Below are 21,208 nucleotides of genomic sequence, written 5' to 3'. Positions count from 1 at the left end.
TTATGTGGTCTGATTATACCATATTTTAGAAAAAATCAATAGAAATTATTAAGCTATATATTCGATTAAAGGAACTAAAAACTAAAAAGATTGCCCTGAGAAAATCTTTCCCTAATAGAGGAAGAGGTTTTCTCAGGGCGTTTTGATAAATCATCTAAATATTCATTGGACATCTTTTTTATTATTGGCATTTTTCTCTCCATTTTTTATTTTATTATATCCTATTTTATATAGAAAATCAAACTCTTCACACTTATAAGTTCTTCAGCGTGAATTCTCGTAAATTTATAGATTTTTTAAAAGAAATTTTTACTTTTTGACGAATATAAATCATAATAAAAATATATTTGCAGGAGGTTTGTTCTATGGGATTATTTTCATGGATTATCTTAGGACTCTTATCTGGAGCATTAGCTAGGCTTATGGTACCAGAAGTATATACAGCTGGAATTTTTGCTACTACAATTCTTGGAATTGTTGGAGCATTGGTCGGTGGTTTTATAGGTAGCGTTTTTGGGATAGGATCAATTACTGGTCTTAATCTTGGAAGTCTTTTTCTATCTGTAATTGGTGCTTTTATTGTTCTGTTCCTATTTATAAAGTTTAAACCCAAATAAACTTAAGGAGGATTTTAATGGTTAATATAACTATTGATGGAAAAAATTACTCAGTTGATGAAAAATTACCTGTTCTAGATATTTTACAATCATTGGATTTAAATATTCCAACTTTTTGTAACGATGAAAGATTCGAAAGAAAACTTGGAATTTGTGGAATGTGCTCTGTTCTAATTGATGGAACTATCACAAAGAGTTGCAAGACTCTTCCTATTGAAGGAATGATTATAGATACCCAAACCTCTGAAGTTATTGAAAACAGAAGAAAAATACTCCAAAACTATATCGATAATCACTATGTTAACTGTCTTGTTTGCCAAAAAGCAGGACAGTGTGAACTTCAAAAATACTGCTATGAATATGGAATAGATAAAACCATTCCAAATAGCCCAAATCTTTTTGAAATTGATGATTCCAATCCATTTTTTCAAATAGATCCCAATAAATGTATTGGTTGTGGAAAATGTGCTGAGATTTGTAGAAACCTTCAATGCAATCATGCTTTAAAATTAAAAACTACCAATGGAAAAATACATACTTGGGTAAATAAAGCTGATAATATCAATAATTCTACTTGTGCTTCATGTGGTAACTGCGTGAGTTTTTGTCCAACTGCTGGACTTCTCCAAAAATATAAAAATGAGTTTAGGCATTGGGAAACAAAAATGGTAAAAACAACTTGTGGATACTGTGGAGTTGGCTGCCAAATTGACTTTGAAGTTAAAGACAATACTGTTGTTGCAGCTCACCCTGTTTTGGTTAAACCTAATGCTGGACTACTTTGTGTTAAAGGAAAATTTGGATACTCATTTATAAATCATCCTGATCGTTTAACTCATCCCCTTATAAAAGAGAATGGTATTTTTAGAAAAGCTAGTTGGGATGAAGCTTTAACTTTAATCACTAAAAAATTAAGCTCTACTATGAAAGAATATAATAACGAGGGAATTGCGGCTTTTTCATCCGCCAAATGTACAAACGAAGAAAACTACCTATATCAAAAATTTTTTAGAGGTGTTATAAAAACAAATAATGTAGATCACTGCTCTCGTCTATGCCATAGTTCATCATCTGCAGCTTTAGGAAAAACTTTAGGATACGGAGCTATGTCAAATAGCGTTAGTGAAGGCTTTGAATCAAAAGCTGTTCTAATTAGTGGTGAAAATATAAGAGAATCTCACCCTGTTTTAGGAACTAAGATTAAACATTCTGTGCAAAATGGAGCTAAACTTATAATCATAGATATTAGAGATATTGATATTTCTGAAATTGCTGATGTATTCCTTAAAATAAATCCCGGGACTGATATAGCTCTAATCAATGCTATGATTAATGTTATTATTTCAGAGAACCTTCACAATAAAGAGTATCTAGCTAATAATACTATTGGTTTTGAAGCAGTAAAAGAGTGTGTTAAAAACTATACTCCTGAATATGCTGCAAAAGTTTGTGGAGTTTCAGCGGATGATATTGTCAAAGCGGCTAGAATATATGCCAGTGATGTTGCCTCAATCTATCTAGGAATGGGAAATACTCAACATATAAATGGAACAGATAACGTTATCTCTCTTTCAAATCTGGCTTTAATTTGCGGAAACGTTGGCAAAGAAAAAGGAGGAGTAAATCCATTAAGAGGACAAAACAATGCTCAAGGAGCCTGTGATATGGGAGCATTCCCAGAAATCTATTCAGGGTATCAAAAAGTTGATGATCCTAAGGTTAGAGAAAAAATGGAAAAATACTGGAACGTCGAAAATCTCTCTCCATTCGCTGGAATAACTATCGTAGAGATAATAGATAAAATCGCTGAAGGAGAAATAAAATTTTTATATGTTATGGGAGAAAACCCACTTATGACTGACCCTAATGTTAACCATGTTAGAAAAGCTCTTAAAAAATTGGATTTCTTTGTTGTTCAAGACATATTTCTAACTGAAACTGCTCAAATGGCTGATGTTGTTCTACCAGCCACATGTTTTGCTGAAAAAGTTGGAACTTTTACCAATACTGGTAGAAGAGTTCAAAGAGTTAGACAAGTTGTAACACCACCTGGTGAAGCTAAAACGGATTTAGATATAATAATAGAACTTATGGATAGAATGGGATACAAACAAATAAATCGAACTCCTGAAGCTATCTTTAATGAACTTTGTGAAGTCACTCCACTTTATAATGGATATAACTATGCTATGCTAGAAAAAGAGGGACTTCAATGGCCAGTTATTGATGGAAAAGGAACTGAATTTTTATATGAAGATCTTTCCGATTTAAAAAGAAAATTTGAATTGATTCCCGTGGAGTTAGTTAACTCTGTAGAAGTCATCAACGAAGAATATCCTTACTATCTTTCAACTGGAAGAGTACTTTATCAGTTCCACACTAGAACTATGACTGGTAAAGTTGAGGGGCTAAATGAAAAGTGTCCTGAGCCTTATGTTGAGATGAATCCTATTCAAATGGCTGCACTTTCTAAGAAGAATGGAGATATGGTAACAATTAGGTCTCGTCGTGGTGAGATTAATGTTAAGATAAAACAGCGTGATGGAATTAAAGATGGAGTAGTTTTTGTACCATTCCATTTCTCCAGCGCTTTAGTTAATGAACTTACTGAAAGTGACTTCCTAGGACCTCTTTCTAAAACGCCTGAGTATAAAATTTGTCCTGTTAAGATAGTTTAAAATAAAGGAAAAGAGATTAAGGTTTCTAACTAAACCTTAATCTTTTTTATATCAAAACCTATATCCTAAATCTAATGCCAAGGTCTTTCTATCTCCAAATGAATACTCTAACAAAACTGTAAAATCATTTTTTATAATTGTAAAAATTCCCACTGCAGGGGTTAACTCCTCTAAATCCATTTGAAATTTATAATTTAAATTTGTAGTTGGGATAACTCCTGAAATTTCGCTATCCGTTTTTTGATAAGAAGCCCCTAAATATGTCATTACAGAAAGTTTACTATCTCTATGTACCACATATCCCACTCTTCCTGCAGTAACCTCAGCACTTTTCGCTGCTATATCTCCATCCATTTCAACTTTAGTATATGTATATTGTAGTGAACTAAAAATTCTTTTATACTCCCCAGCTATTAGAGCTCCACCACCAAAAATTTTTCCCTCTGACTCTTGCTTTATATGAATATTCTCAGGCATAATATCTGAAATTTTATCTGCAAAATTTTCCAATATTCCATCAAAAATTCCGTTTCCCACACTATCAAAGTTAAAGCTTCCTCTACCTAAATTAAACTTCGCTTCAGCCTCTAACTTCCCGGCTATTCCATAGATATTTAAAAATGGTAATAAAAAGTAATCAACTTTTAAAAGTTGAACCTTGGCATCTACCTCGATGTTATGAGGACTTAAAAATTCTACATTGGCATTTGGTATTCCTCCTCCAAGAGCTATACCGTTCACACTAGCTCTTTTTAAATCTCCCTTCTCTTTTTGCTCTACACCCATAACTGATACACCCCAACGATTTATTGGGTATGGAACTCCATTCCAATAATCCTGCGAAAAAGCCAATTGTGGTAGTAAAGTCAGTAATCCTATTGTCTTTTTCATATCTCTCCCTTAAATTTATTTTTTATTTAAAATATATTCTATTGTATCATATTCATTTTTTTAATAGTTATTTATTTTCAAGGCAAAAGTTTTATAGATAAGCCTGCCCACCATTTATTTGAATAACTTCACCTACCAAATAAGAAGCTTTCGTTGAAACCAAAAAGCTGATTATATCTGCAACTTCTTTAGCTTCACCAAATCTTCCAATTGCTATTCCAGATTTCCACGATTCCATAATATCTTTATTTGTGGCACTATGAAAAGCTGTATCTATCGTTCCAGGAGATATTGCATTCACTCTTATTCCGTAATTTATAAGTTCTTTTGCCATAGATCTTGTCATTGTTAAAACTGCACCTTTAGCAGCTGAATATATTCCTGCACCAGGTCCGCCACCATTATAAGCAGCTATCGAAGTATAATTTATAACAGATGGATAATTTTCACTATTTTTTAAATATGGAATTGCTGCCCTCGTTACAAAAAAAGTTGAATCTAAATTTAAAGCCATCACTTTTCTATAAAATTCAGTGCTCATACCTTCGAATTTTTCTCGCCCACCTAATCCTCCAGCATTATTTATAACAGTATCAATATGACCATATTTCATTCCAATTTTATTAACCATTTCATTTACATCTTTTTCGTCGGTCACATCACATATATATAACTCAGCTTCAATTCCCTCTTTTCTTAAACTTTCCACTGCTTCTACTCCCTCCTCTTCTAAAACTCCATTCAAAATTACCTTGTATCCCTCTTTTCCAAGAGTTTTAGCAACAGCTAACCCGATTCCTCTAGTTGCTCCAGTTATTAATGCAATTTTATTTTTCATTTTATACCTCCAGCATCCATATATTTTTAAACGTATCCTCTTTTTTATTACTTCTTACTATAATTGTTGTTCTAAATTTATCTGCAGGATTATCATAAGATTTACATAAAAAAACCTCTTTTTCTGAAGTATTTAATATGCTTTTAAGATTATTACCATAAAAATTCCAATTAAATATAATTTCATCGCTGGCCTGAAGCTTTTTTATATCTTTTAAATGTTGATATCCATTTTCTTCAAATTTAATCTCTCCCTGAATAACATCTGCAGAAAAACTCTTTAATATAACATCTGACTCCACATGAAATGTCCAATCTTTGGTACTCTCAGTCTCTTCGTTTACTTTAAATATATCTATAAATCCATTTTCTTTTAATTCTATACTTCTTTCAAAACTACAAGCTTTGTTAGAATAAATCATATCAGAGCTTATTTTAAATTTTGAGTCGGTAAAATCTAATATCTCTCCCGCTTCTATTGTATCATGAGATTTTCCATCTAAAACAACGGTATTGTGTGAAAGAGATTCTCGATTCCATTCATTACATATCATAGATCCATACCCTGGATTAGAAAGATCTCTAGTTAGAAATTTACCATCTATAGTCACTTCTATATTCATTTTATCTGGATGATAGTGACTTTTAGTTTGATCTCCCGATTTTCCAAAAATATTTATTTTTTCATTTTTTAATATTACAAAACTTGATCTTTTAAACTCTTTTGACTTTCCAAATTCCATGCCTCTATTTTCTATATCTAAATCTTTAGCAAAAAGTAGTTTTTCTAGCGGAATAAAATTCTTATAATAATAAGGTTTTGATAGGGCTACATCTGTTCTAGGATAAGAATTTTTCTCTATTGTAGCAATCAAATCTACAATGTCATCACCATAAATTCTATAAGCTATATAGTAAATAAAACTATATGTTTTTAATCCCAAATTTGGCCATCCATCATTTGGATTAGGCAACATTAAATTATCAAAAGCATATTCATATGGAGCTTTTAATATTTCTAATACCTTCTCTTTTATATTTTTTTCTATTGGATAATTATAAATTTTTGCAAACAAAAGAAAATTAATAACACCTTCCAATGCAAAATAATTATAATGTATTGAACCTTCATACCAAAGGTTATCATCAGTAAAACCTTTATTTATTTGATTTTTTATACCGAACTCTCCATAATAGACCTCATCTACTTTTTCTATTTCTCCTACAAGTAGTGCAACACTAGCTATAGCCGTTCCTATCCAAAGAGCAATATTATGAATCCGAACTCTCTGAGGATTTAACAGCTTTATTATTGGTTCAAAAAGATTTTTATTAATTTTTTCTAACCATTCTCCATCTAAGTCATCTTTTACCAATTCCAACGCATTAGTTATACGAATAAGCATAATTGCCTCGTTCAATCCTTGAGGCATTATTTTCCCCGCTCCACCAACATCAATAACTAAATTTTCTACTATTTTACCTTTAGCTTGAACTTTAAATCTATCATAGTTATCACCATAAAAATCTAATATCTTTGTGATATATTTTAAAAACTTCTCATCTTTTGTCTCTTTAAACAAATAAGCTGCCTTCGTTAATGAACTCATAAGATTATATCTATATATATAAGTCCAACACTGATTATACTTTATACTATCATAAATTTTTCCACAAACAGGACATATGTGCTCATAAGGTTTTTTATAGTCAAATACCAAAGCACCTCCATCTATATGGCAAAAATAGTCATGACCCCATCCACTCAATTTTTCAGGAGAATCTTTAAAGTTTTCTGAAAAAAATTTTATTTCTTCACTCATCTCTTTTTTCATACAAAAAAAATCTTCATTATTAATACTCATCAATTTTCACCTTTCTTGTTATAATCTTTTTTTCTCCTCTGTATAGATGATTACTTCTATAATCTAGATAAGTACAATCTACAGCTAAAATATCAAAATTATTTTTCACTTTTTTTATAACTAATATTTTGGCATCTGTACTAAAATTTTCTTCTATTATAGATTTATTTTTATTAAAATAAAAAATTTCTTCAAACTCTTTTTTTCTTATAAATATTCTATTAAAGCCTTCTGTTTCTTCGCTTACAATCTCTTCCAAAGAACTCTTTTCAAAAGTACTATTAACATTTAAAATATTTATAAATTTTAATTCTTTTTCAGGAACAACATTTGAAATTTTTAAGGTACTCATATTCAGCTCTCTATATTTATCAGGTTCTTGAGTTGTCATAATAGCCTTAATATACGTATTATAGATACTTTTTCCATTATTTTCTGGAAGCAAAGAATATATATCCATCTCAGCTTCTCCGTTAAGTATCTCTACTTTATTCCCTCTTATTTCTCCTTTAGTATCACTATGATGTAACCAAGAATAAATATGAGGAATATCTGAACTTAATTCGTCTATTATATAAAAATGTTTTTCTTTTGTATTTATTATATGTCTTTTAAACTCTTTAAATTTAAGGTGTTTTTCATATGATTTAGAACTTTCACCTAAAATATATACATATGAATTTTCATGAAAAAATGATTTTATCTCACCTATATCTTCAAACTTTGTTTCCTTCCAAATATTATTTTGATTTTCAGAAGTATAACCAATATCATCAACTACTACCACATTGTGTTCGCTAGCCTTAACATCTCTATTATAACCATCATCTATTGATAAAAAAGCTTCATTCCCATAAATTATAAAACTATTATTATCTGGATGTTGATGACTTAATCCTCTTGTTTTCCAATTGTAAGCAATATCAAGTTCCCATGATTTGCCCCACTGTTTTTTTCCACCAGGTGCTCCACATTTAAACGAAAAAATTGTTCCATCCTCTTTCCAACTATCCTTTATTACAACTAATCCTAAATCTTCCCAATATTTAATAAGAGGTAACTCATCAAAATTCCTAATCTCAATATTTGGGTTAAACCATAATAACTCTAACCAAGCCTCTGATAAAATCCCTGGTTTTATTCCAGACTCATACTGCTCTCTATATAAAAATTTTTCTATAACTAGTTTTCCTAAATTTTGAGCATAACCATTTGTATACTCAGAAGCAACCTTAAAATATATAGCTGGACTATGACCACTTCTTCTATCATGACAATCTCCAAAATTTATTATTTCCTCTAAATTTGGTGTTGATTGGTACAGTCTATAAAAAAATGTATTTTTTAAAAAATCACACTCTTTAAAATAGTCGATTTTCTCACGCTCCTTTAAAAGGTCAGCATAGATATATAGCCATAAAACCCCATATCTCCAATAAGCAACTCCTTCATAATCACTTCCATCTTCAGGCATAAAAGAAAATACCTTTAGAAAGTTTTCCTTTGAGTATTCAATCCAACTACCAGCTTCTGAAACTTCGCCTTTTAGAGCATATCCGACAGCTGCTAAGCCAGTAAAATTAATCCAATTGTGATTCTGCCAATAATTTGTACTCCAACCCTCTCCTACTGTTTTTAAAGCAAAATCATACATTCTAGTTCCTTGTAATATTAATTTATTTTTCAGCATATCTCTATCTTCTTCACTTAATTCATCTTTAAGCCAATCATAACACAAAGAATATCCAAAAAGAAGCCAAGAAGCACTCAAATCTACATCAACCAAATGTGCATGACCCCAATGTGGATATTTAACTCCTGTCATTATCCAACGCTTAGCCTCTTCTAAATAATGTTTTTGTTTTGTAATCATAAATGCTAAAGAAAAATTTAAAGCTCCCATACTCATAAAAGTAGAACTTCCATTGGGATGTTCTTCTGTTAATTTCTGATTTTTATACAATAAGCACTGTTCATGAAGCCTTTTAAATAGGAATTTTTTTTCATTTTTCACATCATTTTTCAATGTATTTAATTTATCTCCAATAAATATATAATTTCTTTTTTCTTCAAAATTCACTCCTTAACTCCTCCCATCATAATTCCTTTATTAAAATATTTTTGAATAAAAGGATATATTGCTATGACTGGGATAATAGCTAAAATAATTATTGCATAAACTAAAGTCTCTGGAGAGTGTGATCCAGATTGCAACGCCACCTCTGTTACTTCATCCCCTAAACTCATCTCAACAACCATTTTTTTCAAATAAACTTGAAGAGGAATTTTACTCTCATCTTTTAATAAAACCATACTCCAAAAGTATCCATTCCATCTAGCAATGGCATAAAATAATGCAACAGTAGTCAATGCTGATTTAGAAAGAGGGATATATATTCTTGTCATTATATCAAATTCTGTCGCTCCATCAACTTTTGCAGCCTCTTCTAACGTTTCAGGAATACCCCTTTCAAAATAATTTCTTAATAATATTATATTAAAAGAATTACATGCAAAAGCTATTAATACTCCTAGTCTAGAATTTAAAAGCCCTAAATCTCTTAAGTTTAAATAAAATGGAATCATACCAGCACTAAACCACATTGTAAAAGCTATAAATAAATTTAAAAATTTACGCCCAATAAGTCTTGGTTTAGATAATGCGTATGCCCCTGTTATAGTAAAAATCATACTAATAACTGTTCCAAATATGGTATAAAAAATGTATTTGCATATGAAGTCCATAAAAGTTTATCTGAAAAAATCTGTTTATATGCACTTAAGGTTAGTTCTGTAGGAAAGAATATTACTCTTCCTGAGGCTACAGCTGCTCCAGAACTTAGTGATGATGATAAAGCATATATAAACGGATATGTTGTTGATAACGCAAACAGACCTAATAAAATAATATTTAACTTTCCCAATATTTTTTCACTTCTTGAATAAAAATTATTCATATTAAAATCCTCCTACCATAATGAAGTTGCAGTTAATCTTCTGCTCAATCTATTGGCTAAAAAAACCAATGTAAAACCTATGACAGCATTAAATAATCCCGCTGCTGTTGCTATGTCGTATCTTGCTGACTGCAATCCAGTTCTATAAATATATGTGCTTAAAACGTCAGCTGTTTCATAGGTTGCTGGCTGATACAGCAAAAGTATTAACTCGTACCCTACATCTAATAATTTTCCTATTCTCATAATAAACATTATTACTATTGTGGGTAATATCCCTGGAATACTTACATGCCAAATTTGTTGTAGCCTTGAAGCTCCATCAATTCTTGAAGCTTCATATAATGAGGGGTTGATACCAGCCAAAGCTGCTATATAAACAATGGAACCAAAACCTGCCTCTTTCCAAATATTACTTCCTATGTAAATTGTTCTAAACCATTCAGGTTTTGTTAAAAAATATGTTTTTTCAAGTCCTATCATTGATATCAAAATATTTATAATTCCATTCGAAGGAGCTAAAAAATTTTTTACAATTCCAGCAATAACTACAACAGATATAAAGTGAGGTAGATAAGTTAAAGTTTGAACTCCTCTTTTATAAACTTCATTTTTTACCTCATTAAACATTAATGCTAATAATATGGGAATCGGAAATCCCACTAGAAGGCTTGTAAAACTTATCATAAAAGTATTCTTTAAACTTCTTAAAAAATAAGGACTACTCATAAATTCCTTAAAATTCTCTAATCCTACCCATGGACTACCTGCAATGCCTCTAAATATTGAAAATTTTTTAAATGCAATCTGTAAACCATACATAGGTTTATATAAAAATGCAATATACCAAATAATTATAGGCACAACTAGGACGTAGAGCATCCAATCCTTTTTTAAAGTTTTTGCAAGTTGCTGTATCTTGCTCAACTTTCTTTTTTTTATTCCAACTTCTTCATCGATTAAATTTAAATCAAGCTCTAAAACACCTTCATCTCCATTAATTGACTTATATAGTTCTTTTAGATTCTCCTCCATATTTTCCTCCTTCTGTATATTTCCACTTTATCATACTTATAAAAGTTCAGTTCGTCTATATTTAAGAATTAATCACTATTTTTTAAACATATTTTTTTAAAGAAATAAAAATATTAATTTTTTGATATATACAAACCGAAAATAATGAACTAATATCAAAGTAAATTTATAAAATACTTGGAGGAAAAATGGTAGAAAAAAATGAGTATAATTTGAGTGAGATTCTAAATATGAAAGCTGATTTAAAAAACAATTCAATTCTAAAATACCAATTTTTAAATTTAAAACAGGAGATAGATAACAAAATACTCACTTTAAAATACTCTGTAGTAGACAAAGAACTTTTACCACATGGCTCAAATAAAAACGACTACTACAGTATTGGAATTTATGCGTGGCCAAATAAAAATTCTATTGATGGGATTCCTTGGACACTTGATGACTGTAAAGCAAATCCATACGTTAAAACATATGCTACTGACTCCATTAGAATTGAAAATTTTTGCAACGATATAATGATTTTGACAACACTTTTTCTTATCTATGAAGATCACTCCTATTTAGACAAAATAGAGGAATTACTTGTAATTTGGTTTATTGATGAGAATACAAAAATGAACCCTCATATGAACTATGCTCAAGCCATTCCAGGAATATGTTCTGGAAGAGGAATCGGGCTTATTGATGCACGGCATTTTATAAAACTCATAGATTATCTAAGTATTTTGGATAAAAAAAAGCTGATTGATTCCACTATTTTGAGAGAACTTAAAGTATGGTTCAGTGACTTTATTTTATGGATGGAAAATAGCGTTAATGGAAAAGAGGAAGAACAAGCTCTAAATAATCATGGTTCATGGTATGAGGCAGAACTAACTACCTTTGCTCGATTTGTAGAGGACTATGATAAGGTATTAAGTCGAAAAGATATCTTTATAAATAAAGTTACAGCACAATTTGAAGAAAATGGTAATCAACCATACGAAGTAAAAAGAAAAAAAGCTTGGCACTATTTTATATTTAATTTAGAAGCTATTTTTATAAGCTATAGAAATATTGAAAGTATTCAAGCAAGCTCTTTATCTAATATTAAAGAGATTTTAAAAAATTCCTCCTCTTTTATGCTCAATAAAATGGAATTTTTAAACACTTGGGAGAATAAAGAAGATTTAGATTTTTTTGATGATATATTAAGAACAAAAAAAATACTCCCGATTTTTAATGAAATGTCTAAAGAAAATATTTTTTCAAATGCAAAAATTAATAACTTAAAAAATATATACAATATTACCGATTTAGAACTGCTTTTTAATACACAAAACGACTACATTGTATTATTTAAATAATAAAAATTAAAAAAGGAGCTAAATAATGAATAAAATTTTCTTTATTTTTATCTTAATAAGTACCCTAATAACAGCTGATGATAATCTTATTTTATTAAACAAAGATAACTTAAATAAAATTAAATTAAAAATTGAAAAAAAAGATCCCTTTGTTACCCCTGCTTTTTCAAAACTTATTTTAGATGCTGAAGAAGCTATGAAAGAAAAAAATTTAGTGGTCACTACAAAAAAAGTTTTACCTTCTAGCGGTAATAAACATGATTATTTGAGTTTTGGTCCATATTGGTGGCCAAATCCAGAAACTGAAACAGGATTCCCTTATATACAAAAAGATGGTCAAACAAATCCTGAATCCAAAACGGAGTCAGATTCTCCTAAGTTAGCTAAATTAGCTAGAATTACCGAGGTACTATCTCTAAGTTATTTCTATACAGGTGATAAAAAGTATGCCAAACAAGCTTCAGAATTAATTTATAATTGGTTTTTAAATCCAGAAACAAAAATGAACCCACATTTAAAATATGGGCAAGCCATCCCAGGAAAAATTGATGGTAGAGCTATCGGAATAATTGATGCGAGACATTTAATCAGAATTTTGGATAGTGTTAATTTAATTAAAACCAGTGGATACTTTACACCTAAAAATGAAAATGATTTAAAATTGTGGATGAGTCAATACAATCAATGGTTAAAAGAAGGCGAGTACTCTTATGAAGAAAGCAACTGGCCAAATAATCATGGAACATACTATGATTACCAGATTATCGGAATATCAATTTTTACAGAAGATTTTGATTTTGCTAAAAAAACATTAGAAAAATCTCAATATAAAAGATTAGCTTCTCATATAGGGACCAAAGGACAAAACTTTCACGAGTTAGAAAGAACACGTCCTCTTCATTACAGTATTTTTGATTTAGAAGCTCTCGTGGGTCTTGCTGTATATAGTGACAAATTTAAAGAGATTGATTTTTGGCAATTTACGGCTAATAAAGCTTCTCTAAAAAAAGCAATAGATTTTATAGTTAAATATAAGGAAAATCCTGATGAGTGGATTGATAAAAAAGAAAAGGTTGACTTTAAATCATTTGCTGGAATTTTATTAATTGCATCTCAGAAATATAATGACAAAAAATATATAACTGTTATAGATGACTTATGGAAACTTGACCCTGAAAATATAAATTATTTAAAATGGAATAAATATATGTAACCTAAATAAAAAGCTCTATAATAGTTTGTAAATAGAGCTTTTTATTTATTATATATACTTTTTTTTTATTTTTTAGACAAATTAAAAATAAAAAGATATAATAACTTATATTATTTTTAGTTAAGCGTTGGAGGAGTATATGGAGGGTAAAAAAACAACTTTAAAGAAAAGTATAATTATATGTATAACTTTTTTAGCTATCATTACATATTTATTAATTTCATTAAATGGATACAGTAACTATCGATATTCAGAAGAAGAAAAAAGTAAAATTTTAATTAGTGAAGAAAAAATAGCCATAAATCGTAAAATTAAAGGTATTGAAAAATATATCTACGTAGTTGACTCAAGGATACAAGAGATTGAAAAATATAATGAGAGTTATCCCATTTTTTTACTTCAAATCCAAAAATTAATAAAAGACATTTTAGTTCTAAATACAGAGCACGGAATCTCTTTAAATGTTCTAAATTTAGAAAAAGAACAAATTATTACATCTTCTGAAACAATTCCAAAAGATTATTTTTTCAAAGAGTTTTTTAAAAATGACTTTAAGGATTTGTCATCAGATAAAATAACTTTTATAGTTAATAATTCTGAAGTGGCTCTTATTAAATCTTTAGATAAATCAAAAAAATATAAAATTATTCTTAGAATGTCTCGAAATCTTTTTTTTGAAACAAACAAAGAAAATCATAACTTTTTCATGAAGTATGATGGGAACTGGATTGGACTAGAGAACCAAAATATAAACAAACAAGACAATTTGTTTATTTTAAAATATCCTGAACTAAACAACTCCGAATTTACAATAGCATTTAAAAAAAATACTCCAAAAGATATTTTAAATATTTTTATTTGGTTCTTTTTACCTATACTTCCTCTATCTATCATTTATTTCTTTATATATCATCTGATAATGAAAGTATTTTATAATCCCTTAAAAAAAATTGCTGAAATTAGTTATAAAAAAGATTTAGGAAATATTAATCTCATAGATTATTTGGAAAGCACATATTTACAAATAGAAAAAAGAAATAATTTTTTATCAGAACAATTAAAGAAAAATGAAATTAGTTTAAAAGAAGCTGTTATAAGAAAATTCATTCTAGGGCTTGGAAATTTTAAAGATTTAATCATATATTTCCCTAACGAAAATGAAAATCTCAAATTTGGAATTTTAAAAATATTTTGTGATGAAAATAATATAGAAGATTTTTTATATACACTCTCAACAATTGCTCTATTTTTAAAAAATAATCTCAACATTGAAGTAATCCCGTTAATAACGGCGAACTCTTTTTAATTGGAAAAGATGATTTTTTTAAAGAGGAATTGGAGCATATACTTTTTGAAATACAAAAGAACTATAAAAATATTAATCTATTTTGCTTTATAAGTTCAAAATCATATAAAATTATAGAGCTTAGCAATAAATATAAACATTTTTCTAAAAATTTAAATTATAAAGAAAAATTTATCTCTAAAATCGTTATTGATGAAAATGACTTCAAAATTTTAAATAACAAATATTTTTACTATTATCCTGTTGATGTAGAACAAAAAACTTTTTTAAAAATAAATAATTTGAATACTCAGGGTGTCCTAAATTTATTTGAAGAGCTTTTTTATGAAAATTATTTTAAAAGAAGCCTAGAAGGAGAAAGTTTAGCAAGATTTAAAAAAGCTATTGTGAATAGTCTAGATCGAATTATAATGCAATTTGATTTATCTAATTTTATAGAAACCGATTTTAAATCATTTTTTGAAAAAAGAGATTCATTAAACAACATAGAATTTAAAATACAAACTTTTCAAATCTTAGAAAAAATTATCCAAGAAATCAAAATGATAAAGGGTTCCAATGAAGAGTCTCCTCAAATAAAAATGAAAAAATTTATAGAAAACAATTTTAATAGAGAAATATCTTTAAACGAATTTTCTGAATATTTAGGTTTTACTCCACAATATGCTAGTAATCTTTTAAAAAAAATTAATGGCGAAAATTTTAATGTTTATGTTAATAAATATCGAATTGAAAAATCAATTGAACTATTTAATAATCGCAAAGGAGCTCAACTTAAAATAAAACAACTTGCGGAACTAGTAGGATACTCAAGTTCCATAACTTATATCAATAATTTCAAAAAAATACATCGCATCTCTCCTGGAAAATATTTTGGAATTTCTGATATTTAATCTTATCTTAACGTTAACATACTGATATTAAGTTTTTAATATACATAACTATAAAATAATGTAATTTTATTCTTTATAGTTTAAAATAATTACATTAATTATTAAATATAGACACTTTTATTTTTTAAATGTATATTTTAGTATAAATGAGCAATATAGTTAACGGGAGGAGAAATGAATAATAAAATTAAATTTTTGCCAATTTTAAGTTTTTTATTATTATCAGGAATAGGAGCTAAAAATAGTTTTGCCGAAACTAAAATAAGTGATAAACCCATTGAACTAAAAATACATATGCACTATTGGAATAGAGACGCTTTTGATGAAAATAGGCTTGTTCCTAAAAAAGCAGCGGAACTAACAAATATCTATTTAAAAGGTGTTGCTCCTAAAACCGGTACAAATACAATGGAACTATTCTACTTAATGCTCGCTTCAGGTGACTTACCAGATATAGTGGGAGGAAATAGTTTAAGAGATGAATTTATGAAATATGGAATGGAAGGAGCTTTTATTCCTCTGAATGAATTAATAGATGAACATGCGCCTAATATAAAAAAATATTTAAATGAAAATCCAAGTGCAAAAAATGTAATAACTGCTGCTGATGGAAAAATTTACTATATTCCATACGCTGCTGACGGAATCGCTGGAAGAGGCTATTGGATTAGACAAGACTGGTTAGAAAAATTAAATCTAAAATCACCTGACAATGTGGATGAGCTATATACAGTTTTAAAAGCTTTTAGAGATAATGACCCCAATGGAAATGGTATCAAAGATGAAGTCCCTCTAATCTTTAGACATTGGCAAGAGATGATTCGTTTAGTCACTCTTTGGGGTGGTAGAACAGCTGGTACAGATTCTTATCTATCTTTCTATGAAAAAAATGGTAAAATTAAACATGGTTGGGCTGACCCTGAGTTTAAAGAGGGAATGAAAAATATAACTAAATGGTATCAAGAAAAACTAATAGATCCTGAAGTATTTACAAGAGGAAATAAATCTAGAGAAATTTTATTTGGCAACAACACTGGAGGGATGACACGAGATTGGTTTGCAAGTACAGCAACATTAAATAGAACTTTAGCTAAACAAAACCCCGGAATAAATCTTCAACCTATTGCTCCACCAATTGGTACAGATGGAAAAAGAATTGAAGAAAATTCTAGAACATTAGTTAAGCCTGATGGTTGGGCTATCACAATAAACAATCGAAATCCTATTGAAACTATTAAATATTTTGATTTTTTCTTTGATGGTGCTGGTAGAAATCTAGCTAACTTTGGAATAGAAGGAATACACTATGATTTAGTCAATGGAAAACCAATTTTCAAAGAAGAAATTCTTAATGGAAATAAACCAGTTAATAATCAACTATATGAAGTTGGAGCTCAGATACCAATTGGATATCACCAAAATTATGATTATGAAAAACAATGGACTGATGAATTAGCAATGAAGGGAGTTGATATGTACATTAACAATGAGTATATCATTCCTGAATATCTTCCGCCTGCTTTAAATGAAGAAGAAAAGAAAATATACGATACTCATTGGCCTACTATATCTACCTATATGACTGAATCAGTTCAAAATTGGATTTTAAAAGGAATGAATGTAGATAAAGAATGGGATGGTTATACAAAAAATCTAGAAAAATTAGGTCTAACTAAAGTCTTAATAGTTCTACAATCAGCTCACGATAGAGTAAATAAAAAATAATAGCAATTTTAAGAGAGAATATCCTCAATACCCAGTGATATACTCCCTTTATAGTAAACGGATAAAATAACATAAATCTGTTTATTATGAAGGGAGTTTTTTATTCAAGAAAAAGAAATATATAGAAATAAATAGCAAAAGAAATATTACCAAAATAAAACAATATAAAAACTATATTATAAATAATTATATTAGAATTTATTAAAGTTTATATCTTTTTTATTCTTAAGATTTGTATTATTTTATAGTATAATATATTGAATGTATCTAAAATCAATAAAGGAGTTAAATTTGGAAAATAAAATAAAAGATATACTAATTGAACTTAAAGAATCGGATAAATTTGAATGTAAACTTGCTAAAAATAGCTTTCCAAAAGAGGCTTTAAATACATATAGTGCTTTTGCTAACACAGATGGTGGAATACTTTTTTTAGGTATTGAAGAAAAAGATGGTGACTTTATTCCCGTTGGTGTAAATGATTCTGATAAAATAAAAAAAGATATGTTCGATACACTAAATAATCCAAAAAGAGTTAGTAAAAATTTAATTACAAATAATCACGTTTACACTGAAAATATCGAGGGAAAAATAATTATAATGGTTGAAGTTCCACGGGCACATTATACAGAAAAACCAATATATTTAAATGAAAATTTATATCAATCATATAAGAGAAACCATGAAGGTGATTATAAATGCTCTGAAAATGAAGTGAAAATTATGATTAGAGATTCTAATGATGATTCATTAGATAATACTTTAGTTAATGGATTTTCAATAGAGGATTTAGATTTACTAACAATCACTTCTTATAAAAATAGATTTACGAACCTTAAGCCTAATCATCCTTTTGTAGGAATGTCTAATGAAGATTTATTAAAAAAACTAGGGGCTTTAAGAGTTAACAGAACAACTTCAAAATTAGAGCCAACATTAGGTGGTCTTTTAGTTTTTGGAAAGATAGAATTAATTAAAGAGGCTTTACCACATTTTCATTTAGAATATGTTGATAAAAGCAATTTATCTGATGAAAGATGGAGTGAAAGAATTGTATATGATGGAACTTGGGGTGAAGGAAATTTATATAATTTTTTCTTTTTAGTTATAAATAAACTATATGCATCATTAGGTAATCCTTTTGAAACTGAAGTAGATGGTTTTACTAGAAGAGAACTAGGAGATGTTCATATAGCATTAAGAGAAGCTTTTGTTAACTCTATAATACATGCAGATTTTAAAATAGAAGAAGCGGTTAAAATAACTAAGTATTCTGACTACTATGAGTTTCAAAATCCAGGAGAATTAAGAATAAGTAAGAGTGACTTCTTCAAAGGAGAACATTCAAAACCTCGAAATAATATTATTCAAGAGATTTTTAGATTTATAAATCTTTGTGAAAGAACTGGAAGTGGTGTTCCTAAAATTTTAAGCGCTGTAAAAAAAGAGGCCTATAAATGTCCTGAAATCGAGGAGAAAAACTCTAGGTTTATTTTTAGATTTTGGAAAACTAATATTTTAGAAAAAGATTTAAATTTATCTTTAAAAGAAAAATCTATCCTTTCTTATATTTTTCAAAATGAAAAAATCACAAATAAAGAAGCTAGAGAATTTTTAGATATTTCTAAACATGAGGCTACAGATACTTTTAATATACTTTTAGATAAAAAGTATATTGAGAAATTTGGAAATGGAAAAGGTACTCATTACAAATTGAAATTTTCTAAAGATGATGAAAAAATAAAAAAATTAGAACACATTAGTGGAATATTAGAAACCTTAAAAAGCACTATTTAATTTACGCCGGCGTATTTCCGGCGTATTTTTTCCTCAAAATTCCTTTATAATTAAGGATTTTATTAGTTATAAATATTTTTTCCGGCGTATTTCCGGCATATTTTTTTATTTTATTCTTTTACAGTTTTATCACTTAACACTGTTTCGCTTTGTCCAGCTTTAACTAAAAAACTTCCTATTATAATCATAATAAGACTTATCGATATATAAACTAATTTCCCATTTACATCCTTGGGAATCAAAAACATACTTGAAATAACTACACCAAAAACTTGTATAAGCCTTCCTAAAATCATTCTTTGTTTAAAATCTATTTCTTCAGGAAGACTATCGCTTATAACAGAAGTTTCAACATTAGAAAAGAAATGATCAACCTCTCTTTCTCGTTCTTTTGAAAGACCTTTATAAAATAGTTGCGAAGTTATAAAAAATCCAGCAGTAAAAAGTATATGTCCTATAACTCCTAAAGTAACTGTCAAATCAGAGACTTCCCTTTGTGAAAGTGGCTCCATTAAATTAAATAAAGACTGTATCATTGAAGGTTTAATTACAAAAGATACACAATAAGAAACCACTATTCCTACCAAAATAGTCCCCCAAGCTGCCCAATCTGGAGTTTTCTTTATAAAAAATCCTAATAGCGCTGGTATTAATAAAGGAAATGAAATAAGTGTACCTACATACATCATTGCATTAAATAAACTTAAATGTTTTAACGAATTTAAAAATAATCCTGTACCTATTATGATTATACCAAAAACCAAAGTAGCTACTTTACTCACTATAAGAGCTTTTTTATCTGACACTCCCTTGCTTATAAATATAGTGTAAAAATTCTTAACAAAAATACCTGCATTTCTATTTAATGCTGAATCCATAGAAGACATTGTGGCTGCAAATATTGCAGACATCATTAATCCTACCATACCAACTGGCATCTCTTTTCGCATGAAAACTAAATACGTTGCATCTTTAATCTTGTTTCCAAGACCTGTAATTCCCCAAGTTGTAGTATCAGGATAAAATGCGGCTACAAACCAAGCTGGCATAAACCATATAATAGGTCCTATCAACATTAAGATACATGCCAATAAAGCTGCTTTTTTTGCATTTTTACTATCCTTTGCACATATATATCTGTAAGAATCAATCATATTATTTGTACTAAAAAATTGTTTTGTAAAGATACATATAAACCAAGCTACAAATAAAAACAAATAATTTACTCCTGTTCCTGCTATCGCATTTTCTGACATTCCTCTTTCTAAAATAATTCCTATCCCACCAGCTTTGAAAATTGCTACAACAGTTGAAATAAATGTAACTACCATTATTATAATCATCTGAACAAAATCAGAGGCTACAACAGCCCATGATCCTCCTGTAACAGACATTACTAAAACTACAATACCGGTTATAATAATAGTTTTTTCCATTTCGACTCCAAATACTGCTGTTGTAAAAATAGCCAATCCATTTAACCAAATTCCAGCTTGGAGAATACTCACTGGAATTGTTCCCCAAGTAAAAACTTGTTCATTTATTTTTCCAAATCTTTGACGAATACCTTCTATTGGTGTCACAACTCTCATTTGCCTTGACTTTTCAGCAAAAAATAAATAATTCATAAAATAGCCCAAAGCATTTGCAAAAAATATAATTGCTACTGACCAGCCATCTGTAAAAGCCTTTTCTGTCGCTCCTGTAAATGTCCACGCACTAAATTGAGTCATAAAAGCTGTAGAGCCAACCATCCACCACAACATTTTTCCTCCACCTCTAAAATAATCGCTCGTAGAGTTTGTAAAGCTTTTAAACAAAAATCCAATTGCAATCAAAAAAATAAAATAAACTCCTACAACTAAAACATCAATCATCTTACCCCCCCTATCTACATTTATATAAATAATATTATCTTTTTTAATATCATTTTGATATAGCTTATAATTAAGAAACTTATAACTTAAAAAATATAAATAAACTATTGATAATAACCACTCTATTTTAAAATTATTTAATTAAAAAATAACCTATTATTTTAAATTAAT

At 28.7% G+C, this 21,208-nt stretch carries 16 protein-coding genes; 8 read left to right on the top strand and 8 right to left on the bottom strand.

Translation table 11 applies throughout. The features are described from left to right. Positions 1 to 365: 365 nt before the first annotated feature. Both ACWI69_RS06975 and fdhF read left to right on the top strand, forming a co-directional pair. Positions 366 to 617 carry a GlsB/YeaQ/YmgE family stress response membrane protein gene (locus ACWI69_RS06975; RefSeq protein ID WP_448821118.1) on the top strand — a complete coding sequence of 84 codons (252 nt, stop codon included), beginning with the start codon at positions 366 to 368 and terminating at the stop codon, positions 615 to 617. A gap of 17 nt (positions 618 to 634) precedes the next feature. Beyond that, positions 635 to 3,295 carry a formate dehydrogenase subunit alpha gene (fdhF, locus tag ACWI69_RS06970; protein ID WP_448821117.1) on the top strand — a complete coding sequence of 887 codons (2,661 nt, stop codon included), beginning with the start codon at positions 635 to 637 and terminating at the stop codon, positions 3,293 to 3,295. Positions 3,296 to 3,346: 51 nt separating this feature from the next. Here fdhF and ACWI69_RS06965 read toward each other — a convergent pair whose 3' ends face one another. The 7 genes from ACWI69_RS06965 to ACWI69_RS06935 form a co-directional block, all read right to left on the bottom strand. Next, positions 3,347 to 4,186 carry a hypothetical protein gene (locus ACWI69_RS06965; protein WP_448821116.1) on the bottom strand — a complete coding sequence of 280 codons (840 nt, stop codon included), beginning with the start codon at positions 4,184 to 4,186 and terminating at the stop codon, positions 3,347 to 3,349. Positions 4,187 to 4,277: 91 nt separating this feature from the next. After that, on the bottom strand, positions 4,278 to 5,024 hold the full coding sequence (locus ACWI69_RS06960) for an SDR family NAD(P)-dependent oxidoreductase (protein ID WP_448821115.1): 747 nt from the start codon (positions 5,022 to 5,024) through the stop codon (positions 4,278 to 4,280). 1 nt (position 5,025) lies between these two features. Next, positions 5,026 to 6,888 carry a heparinase II/III domain-containing protein gene (locus ACWI69_RS06955; RefSeq protein ID WP_448821114.1) on the bottom strand — a complete coding sequence of 621 codons (1,863 nt, stop codon included), beginning with the start codon at positions 6,886 to 6,888 and terminating at the stop codon, positions 5,026 to 5,028. After that, positions 6,878 to 8,968, bottom strand: coding sequence for a DUF4962 domain-containing protein (locus ACWI69_RS06950; protein WP_448821113.1), 2,091 nt, complete (start codon positions 8,966 to 8,968; stop codon positions 6,878 to 6,880). The genes ACWI69_RS06955 and ACWI69_RS06950 overlap by 11 nt, the downstream gene beginning before the upstream one ends. Next, positions 8,965 to 9,579, bottom strand: coding sequence for a carbohydrate ABC transporter permease (locus ACWI69_RS06945; protein ID WP_448821112.1), 615 nt, complete (start codon positions 9,577 to 9,579; stop codon positions 8,965 to 8,967). The genes ACWI69_RS06950 and ACWI69_RS06945 overlap by 4 nt, the downstream gene beginning before the upstream one ends. Beyond that, positions 9,576 to 9,845, bottom strand: a complete 270-nt coding sequence (locus ACWI69_RS06940; RefSeq protein ID WP_448821111.1) for a hypothetical protein — start codon at positions 9,843 to 9,845, stop codon at positions 9,576 to 9,578. The genes ACWI69_RS06945 and ACWI69_RS06940 overlap by 4 nt, the downstream gene beginning before the upstream one ends. 12 nt (positions 9,846 to 9,857) lie before the next feature. Continuing rightward, positions 9,858 to 10,880 (bottom strand): ABC transporter permease, encoded by a 1,023-nt coding sequence (locus ACWI69_RS06935; RefSeq protein ID WP_448821110.1) that lies wholly within the window; start codon positions 10,878 to 10,880, stop codon positions 9,858 to 9,860. Between the two features lie 188 nt (positions 10,881 to 11,068). On the opposite strand from ACWI69_RS06935, the gene ACWI69_RS06930 reads away from it, so the two are divergent. The 6 genes from ACWI69_RS06930 (at position 11,069) to ACWI69_RS06905 (ending at position 19,160) form a co-directional block, all read left to right on the top strand. Continuing rightward, positions 11,069 to 12,226 carry an alginate lyase family protein gene (locus ACWI69_RS06930; protein WP_448821109.1) on the top strand — a complete coding sequence of 386 codons (1,158 nt, stop codon included), beginning with the start codon at positions 11,069 to 11,071 and terminating at the stop codon, positions 12,224 to 12,226. A gap of 25 nt (positions 12,227 to 12,251) precedes the next feature. Continuing rightward, positions 12,252 to 13,439 carry an alginate lyase family protein gene (locus tag ACWI69_RS06925; protein WP_448821108.1) on the top strand — a complete coding sequence of 396 codons (1,188 nt, stop codon included), beginning with the start codon at positions 12,252 to 12,254 and terminating at the stop codon, positions 13,437 to 13,439. A 139-nt stretch (positions 13,440 to 13,578) separates the two neighbouring features. Beyond that, positions 13,579 to 14,745, top strand: coding sequence for a hypothetical protein (locus tag ACWI69_RS06920; RefSeq protein ID WP_448821107.1), 1,167 nt, complete (start codon positions 13,579 to 13,581; stop codon positions 14,743 to 14,745). Positions 14,746 to 14,774: 29 nt separating this feature from the next. Beyond that, entirely contained in the window at positions 14,775 to 15,638 is an 864-nt protein-coding gene (locus tag ACWI69_RS06915; protein WP_448821106.1) for a helix-turn-helix domain-containing protein, read from the top strand. 174 nt (positions 15,639 to 15,812) lie between these two features. Continuing rightward, positions 15,813 to 17,363 (top strand): extracellular solute-binding protein, encoded by a 1,551-nt coding sequence (locus tag ACWI69_RS06910; protein ID WP_448821105.1) that lies wholly within the window; start codon positions 15,813 to 15,815, stop codon positions 17,361 to 17,363. A gap of 291 nt (positions 17,364 to 17,654) precedes the next feature. Then, positions 17,655 to 19,160: an RNA-binding domain-containing protein gene (locus ACWI69_RS06905; protein ID WP_448821104.1), complete on the top strand. Its 1,506-nt coding sequence runs from the start codon at positions 17,655 to 17,657 to the stop codon at positions 19,158 to 19,160. A gap of 110 nt (positions 19,161 to 19,270) precedes the next feature. Here the strand turns inward: ACWI69_RS06905 and ACWI69_RS06900 are convergent, their stop codons facing one another. Beyond that, a complete protein-coding gene (locus ACWI69_RS06900; RefSeq protein WP_448821103.1) occupies positions 19,271 to 21,037 on the bottom strand; it encodes a sodium:solute symporter family protein in 1,767 nt (588 codons plus the stop codon). Positions 21,038 to 21,208: the final 171 nt, after the last annotated feature.

The sequence above is a fragment of the Cetobacterium sp. genome, from assembly GCF_977044495.1.
The sequence above is the reverse complement of the archived record's forward strand: the minus strand, read 5'-3'. Positions and strand labels throughout refer to the sequence as shown.